Origin of the sequence: Ideonella azotifigens (assembly GCF_006519715.1) — a bacterium.
Lineage (GTDB): Bacteria > Pseudomonadota > Gammaproteobacteria > Burkholderiales > Burkholderiaceae_C > Ideonella > Ideonella azotifigens.
The window spans coordinates 1-5,088 of record NZ_VIDT01000413.1 but is presented as its reverse complement, the minus strand read 5'-3'; the positions used below and the strand labels follow the sequence as shown (position 1 = coordinate 5,088).

The 5,088-nt window shown below is 66.9% G+C and carries 4 protein-coding genes; all 4 read right to left on the bottom strand.

Annotation, left to right across the window (positions count from 1 at the left end; genetic code table 11):
* The coding region (locus tag FKP22_RS20715; protein WP_141289588.1) for a transglutaminase family protein at positions 1–1,868 on the bottom strand (1,868 nt) is incomplete at its 3' end.
* A 105-nt stretch (positions 1,869–1,973) separates the two neighbouring features.
* Positions 1,974–2,930, bottom strand: a complete 957-nt coding sequence (locus FKP22_RS20710) for an alpha-E domain-containing protein (RefSeq protein ID WP_141289587.1) — start codon at positions 2,928–2,930, stop codon at positions 1,974–1,976.
* Between the two features lie 62 nt (positions 2,931–2,992).
* Positions 2,993–4,429, bottom strand: coding sequence for a circularly permuted type 2 ATP-grasp protein (locus tag FKP22_RS20705; RefSeq protein WP_141289586.1), 1,437 nt, complete (start codon positions 4,427–4,429; stop codon positions 2,993–2,995).
* A partial coding sequence (locus FKP22_RS20700; protein ID WP_141289585.1) for a ComEC/Rec2 family competence protein occupies positions 4,426–5,088 on the bottom strand: 663 nt, incomplete at its 5' end. The genes FKP22_RS20700 and FKP22_RS20705, both read right to left, overlap by 4 nt.

The following is a 5,088-nucleotide window of genomic DNA, read 5'->3' as shown; positions in this document are numbered from 1 at the left end:
CGCTCGGCCAGCTCATCACCTTCGGGCGCAGCGCCGTCCGCCATGCCCAGGCCTGTCGAATGCGCCGGGCCACCAGGCTCGCCACCGATCACCGGCCATCCTCGAGCACCGGCGGCGCTGCCTTCGGCCTTGTCGCCCAGCACCGACTGGCTGCGGTACGGCACGCTGGCGGGCAAGGCGTCGCGCGGGGCAAACGGGTCTTGCGGGTACTGGAACGGGAACTGAGATTCGCTGACCCAGGGCAGCGAGTCCAGCGGCAGCCGGTAGCCCATCGGCGAGTCGCCAGGGAACAGGTACATGCGCTCGTCGCGGAAGAACCAAGGGCCCGTCTGCCAGCGGATGCCGTCCAGGCTCGGCCCTTCGGCTCGCTTGATCGGCAGCACGTAGCCCACTTCGTAGGCCAGGCCCTGGTCGAACACGCGGCGCAGGCGCAGGCGCTCCAGTTCGTCTTCCAGCTCAGACTCGAACGGGTCCACATTGACCGGCAGGCGGCGCTCGCGCCACAGGTAGTACCAGGTGTCTTCGTAGCCGGTCTGCACGAACTGCGTGTCCAGGCCCAGGCGGGTGGTCAGCGCGTCGATGAAGCGGCGCGCGTCGGCGCTGGTGTAGCGGTGCGCGTCGCGCTCGTCGGCAAACAGCGAGGGGTCTTGCCAGCAGGGTTTGCCGTCGGCACGCCAGTAGATGGACAGCGCCCAGCGCGGCAACTGTTCGCCCGGGTACCACTTGCCCTGGCCGAAGTGCAGGAAGCCGCCCTTGCCGTATTCGGCGCGCAGGCGCTGCACCAGGTCCTGCGCCAGCATGCGCTTGGTCGGGCCCAGCGCGTCGGTGTTCCATTCGGCGCCGTCGCGGTCGTCGACCGAGACAAAGGTCGGCTCGCCGCCCATGGTCAGGCGCACGTCGCCGGCTTCGAGCTGGCGGTCCACGCGCTCGCCCAGCTGCAGCACCTCGGCCCACTGGTCCTCGGTGTAGGGCTTGGTAACCCGCGGGGATTCCCAGACGCGGCTGATGCCCATCTCGTGGCCGAACTCGACCTCGCACTCGTCCACCGCACCGCTGATGGGCGCGGCGCTGGAGGGCTGCGGCGTGCAGGCCAGCGGAATGTGGCCTTCGCCGGCCAGCAGGCCGGAGGTCGGGTCCAGGCCGATCCAGCCGGCGCCGGGCAGGTAGACCTCGCACCAGGCGTGCAGGTCGGTGAAGTCGACCTCTGTGCCGCTGGGGCCATCCAGCGCCTTGACGTCCGGCGCCAGCTGGATCAGGTAGCCGGAGACAAAGCGCGCGGCCAGGCCCAGGTGGCGCATGGTCTGCACCAGCAGCCAGCCGGTGTCGCGGCAGGAACCGGAGCCGTTGACCAGCGTTTCCTCCGGCGTCTGCACGCCGGGCTCCATGCGGATCAGGTAGGAGATGTCATGCTGCAGCCGCTGGTTCAGCGCCACCAGGAAATCGATGGTGGTGGTTTCCTTGCGGTCGATGCTGGCAAGGAACCTGGCGAAAGCCGGCGTGGGCGGCTCCACGACCAGGTACGGCGCCAGCTCGCGCGCAAGCTCCAGCGAGTAGGTGAACGGGAAGGTCTGGGCGTCGGGTTCGAGGAAGAAGTCGAACGGGTTGTAGACCGACATCTCGGCCACCAGGTCCACCGTGACCTTGAACTCGGTCGTCGGCTCCGGGAAGACCAGCCGGCCCAGGTAGTTGGCAAACGGATCCTGCTGCCAGTTGATGAAGTGGTTGGCCGGCTCGACCTTCATCGAGTAGGCCAGGATGGGCGTGCGGCAATGCGGCGCCGGTCGCAGGCGCACGACCTGCGGCGAAAGATTGACCCGCCGGTCATACCGGTAGTGGGTGACGTGCTTGAGCGCGACGTGGATGGACAAGGGATTTCCTTTGCGTCGGTCAACGACAGGATGAACGGTTGTCGATGTCTGCGGCGCGCGCGAACCGGCTGGCACCCCGTGGGCACCAGCCGGCCCGCGCGAAGTTCAATGTGCCGAAACCAGGAAGTCGCGGCTGATGCCCAGGCCCAGGTCGCCCACGCGGTCCAGGAACTGGGTCAGGTAGGCATGCAGGCCGGTGGACAGGATCTCGTCGATGCGGGCGAATTCAAGGTCGCAGCGCAGCCGGCCGGCGCGGCGCAGCGTCTCGCCCGATTGTTCGTTGGACACCAGCTTCAGGTTGGTGACGACCTCGTTCAGGCAGGCGGCCAGCGAGCGTGGCATGTCCGGCCGCAGGATCAGCAGCTCGGCCACCTTGTCCGGCTGGATCACGTTGCGGTAGACCTTGCGGTAGATCTCGAAGGCCGAGACCGAGCGCAGGATGGCCGACCAGTGATAGAAGTCGTACTCGCTGTCGCGCTCGTCGGCGGCGCCGTAGAAGTCGCTCTCCACCGCGTGGAACTTCACGTCCAGCAGGCGGGCGGTGTTGTCGGCCCGCTCCAGGAAGGAGCCGATGCGGATGAAGTAGAAGGCTTCATCCTGCAGCATGGTGCCCACCGTCACCCCACGCGACAGGTGCGAGCGGAACTTGACCCACTCGAACACCGAGGACGGGTCGCGCGCCATTACGCCGTCGGCCAGCATGCGGTTGAACTCCAGCCAGGTCTGGTTGGTCGTCTCCCAGGCCTCGGTGGTCAGGGAGCCGCGCACCGCGCGGGCGTTTTCACGCGCCGCCCGCAGGCAGCTGAGGATGGACGAGGGGTTGCGCTCGTCGCGCACCATGAAGTCCTTGACCTGCCGCGGGTGGATCGCCCCGTAGCGGTTGTTGTAGTCGTGCGTCAGCTCGGAGATGCTGAGCAGCCCGCGCCAGCCTTGCTCGGCCACCGCGGCCGACTGCGGCAGCAGCGAGCTCTGGTAGTTGACGTCCAGCATGCGGGCGGTGTTCTCGGCGCGCTCCATGTAGCGCGCCATCCAGAACAAATGGTCGGCAGTTCGAGAAAGCATGTGTGATCCGTTTGTAGCCTTGTTCCGGGAGTCGCTTCAAAAGCGTTGTCAATGTCGAGGGATCAGTCCTCCAGCACCCAGGTGTCCTTGGTACCACCGCCTTGTGAAGAGTTGACGACCAGAGAGCCTTCCTTGAGCGCCACGCGCGTCAGGCCACCCGGCACCATCTGCACTTCCTTGGCGCCAGACAGCACAAACGGCCGCAGGTCGATGTGGCGCGGCGCAATGCCGGACTCGACGAAGGTCGGGCAGGTCGACAGGCTCAGCGTGGGCTGGGCGATGTAGTTGCTCGGATTGGCGATCAGGTGAGCCCGGAAGTCCTCGATCTCGGCCTTGGTGGCCGCCGGGCCGACCAGCATGCCGTAGCCGCCTGCGCCGTGCACTTCCTTGACCACCAGGTCCGGCAGGTGGTCCAGCACGTACTTCAGGTCGTCCGGCTCGCGGCACAGGTGCGTGGGCACGTTGTTCAGGATGGGCTTTTCACCCAGGTAGAACTCGACCATCTTGGGCACGTAGGGGTAGATGGACTTGTCGTCCGCCACACCCGTGCCCACCGCGTTCGACAGCGTGACATTGCCCGCCTTGTAGGCCTCGATCAGGCCGGCGCAGCCCAGCGTGGAGTTGGGGCGGAACACGTCCGGGTCCAGGAAGTCGTCGTCCAGCCGGCGGTAGATCACGTCGACCCGCTTCGGGCCTTGCGTGGTGCGCATGAAGACGAACTTGTCCTTGACGAACAAGTCCTGGCCCTCGACCAGCTCCACACCCATCTGCTGGGCCAGGAAGGCGTGCTCGAAGTAGGCCGAGTTGTACATGCCCGGCGTGAGCACCACCACGGTCGGATCGTTGACGCCGCTGGGGGCGACGCTGCGCAGCGTTTCCAGCAACAGGTCGGGGTAGTGGGCCACCGGGGCGACGCGGTGGTCGGAGAACAGATCCGGGAACAGCCGCATCATCATCTTGCGGTTTTCCAGCATGTAGCTGACACCGCTGGGCACGCGCAGGTTGTCTTCCAGCACGTAGTAGCTGCCGGAGCCATCGGGGTTGGCGGCACGCACGATGTCGATGCCGGCAATGTGCGAGTACAGCCCGTGCGGCACGTCCACGCCCATCATTTCGGGGCGGAACTGCGCGTTGTGGGTGATCTGCTCGGCGGGCACGATGCCGGCCTTCAGGATCTCCTGGCCGTGGTAGACGTCGTGGATGAAGCGGTTCAGCGCGGTGACGCGCTGCGCAAGGCCTTTTTCCATCTCGCGCCACTCGTGCGCCGGGATGACCCGAGGGATCAGGTCAAACGGGATCAGGCGTTCGGTGCCTTCGCCGGAATCCTTGTCGCCATACACGGCGAAGGTGATGCCGACGCGGCGAAAGATGACCTCGGCCTCCTCGCGGCGCGCCTTCATCATGTCGCCCGGCTGCTGGGCAAGCCAGCGGTCGTAAGTGCGGTAGTGCTCGCGCACTGTCGCGCTGTTCGCATGCATCTCGTCGAAGCTGGGTCTCATTCATGCTCTCCTGCAGGGGAATCCGTAGCAACAACCGCACCAGCCGCGGGCAGAACAGACCCGCTGGCGGCCGGCCCCTGCCAGTGCCAATGGCGCTTTTGCACGTCGCGCGTGCATGTTGCACCATTTGCCGACCAACGCCACGCACCGCAGTGGTCGCTGCGCACCACCGGCACGCGCAGCGCCTGGTAGCGCGCCAGCACCTGCGGATGCGGATGGCCAAAGCGGCTTCGATAGCCTACCTGCACCACGGCCACCTTCGGCCCCACCGCACGCAAGAATTCTTCGCTGGACGAGGTGTGGCTGCCATGGTGTGGCACCAGCAGCACGGTGCTGGCAAGCAGTTCGGGTGACTGCGCCACCAGCATGTGTTCCTGCGCCGCTTCGAGGTCGCCGGTCAGCAGCGCGCTGCGGCCCGCCGCGTCGCTGACCTTCAGCACGCAGCTGACGGTGTTGGGTTTGACGCCGACAAGCTGGGCGCCAGGTGCGGGAAACAACATCTGGAAATGCACGCCGTCCCAATCCCACTGCTGGCCGGCGGCGCAGGTCTCGTGGTGCACCGCCTGCGCCAGCAAGGGGTGCCCAGCTTCCAGGCTGCTGAGCAGGCGCACCTGCGGCCAGCGGGCGAGCAAGGCCGGCGCGCCGCCGACGTGGTCCAG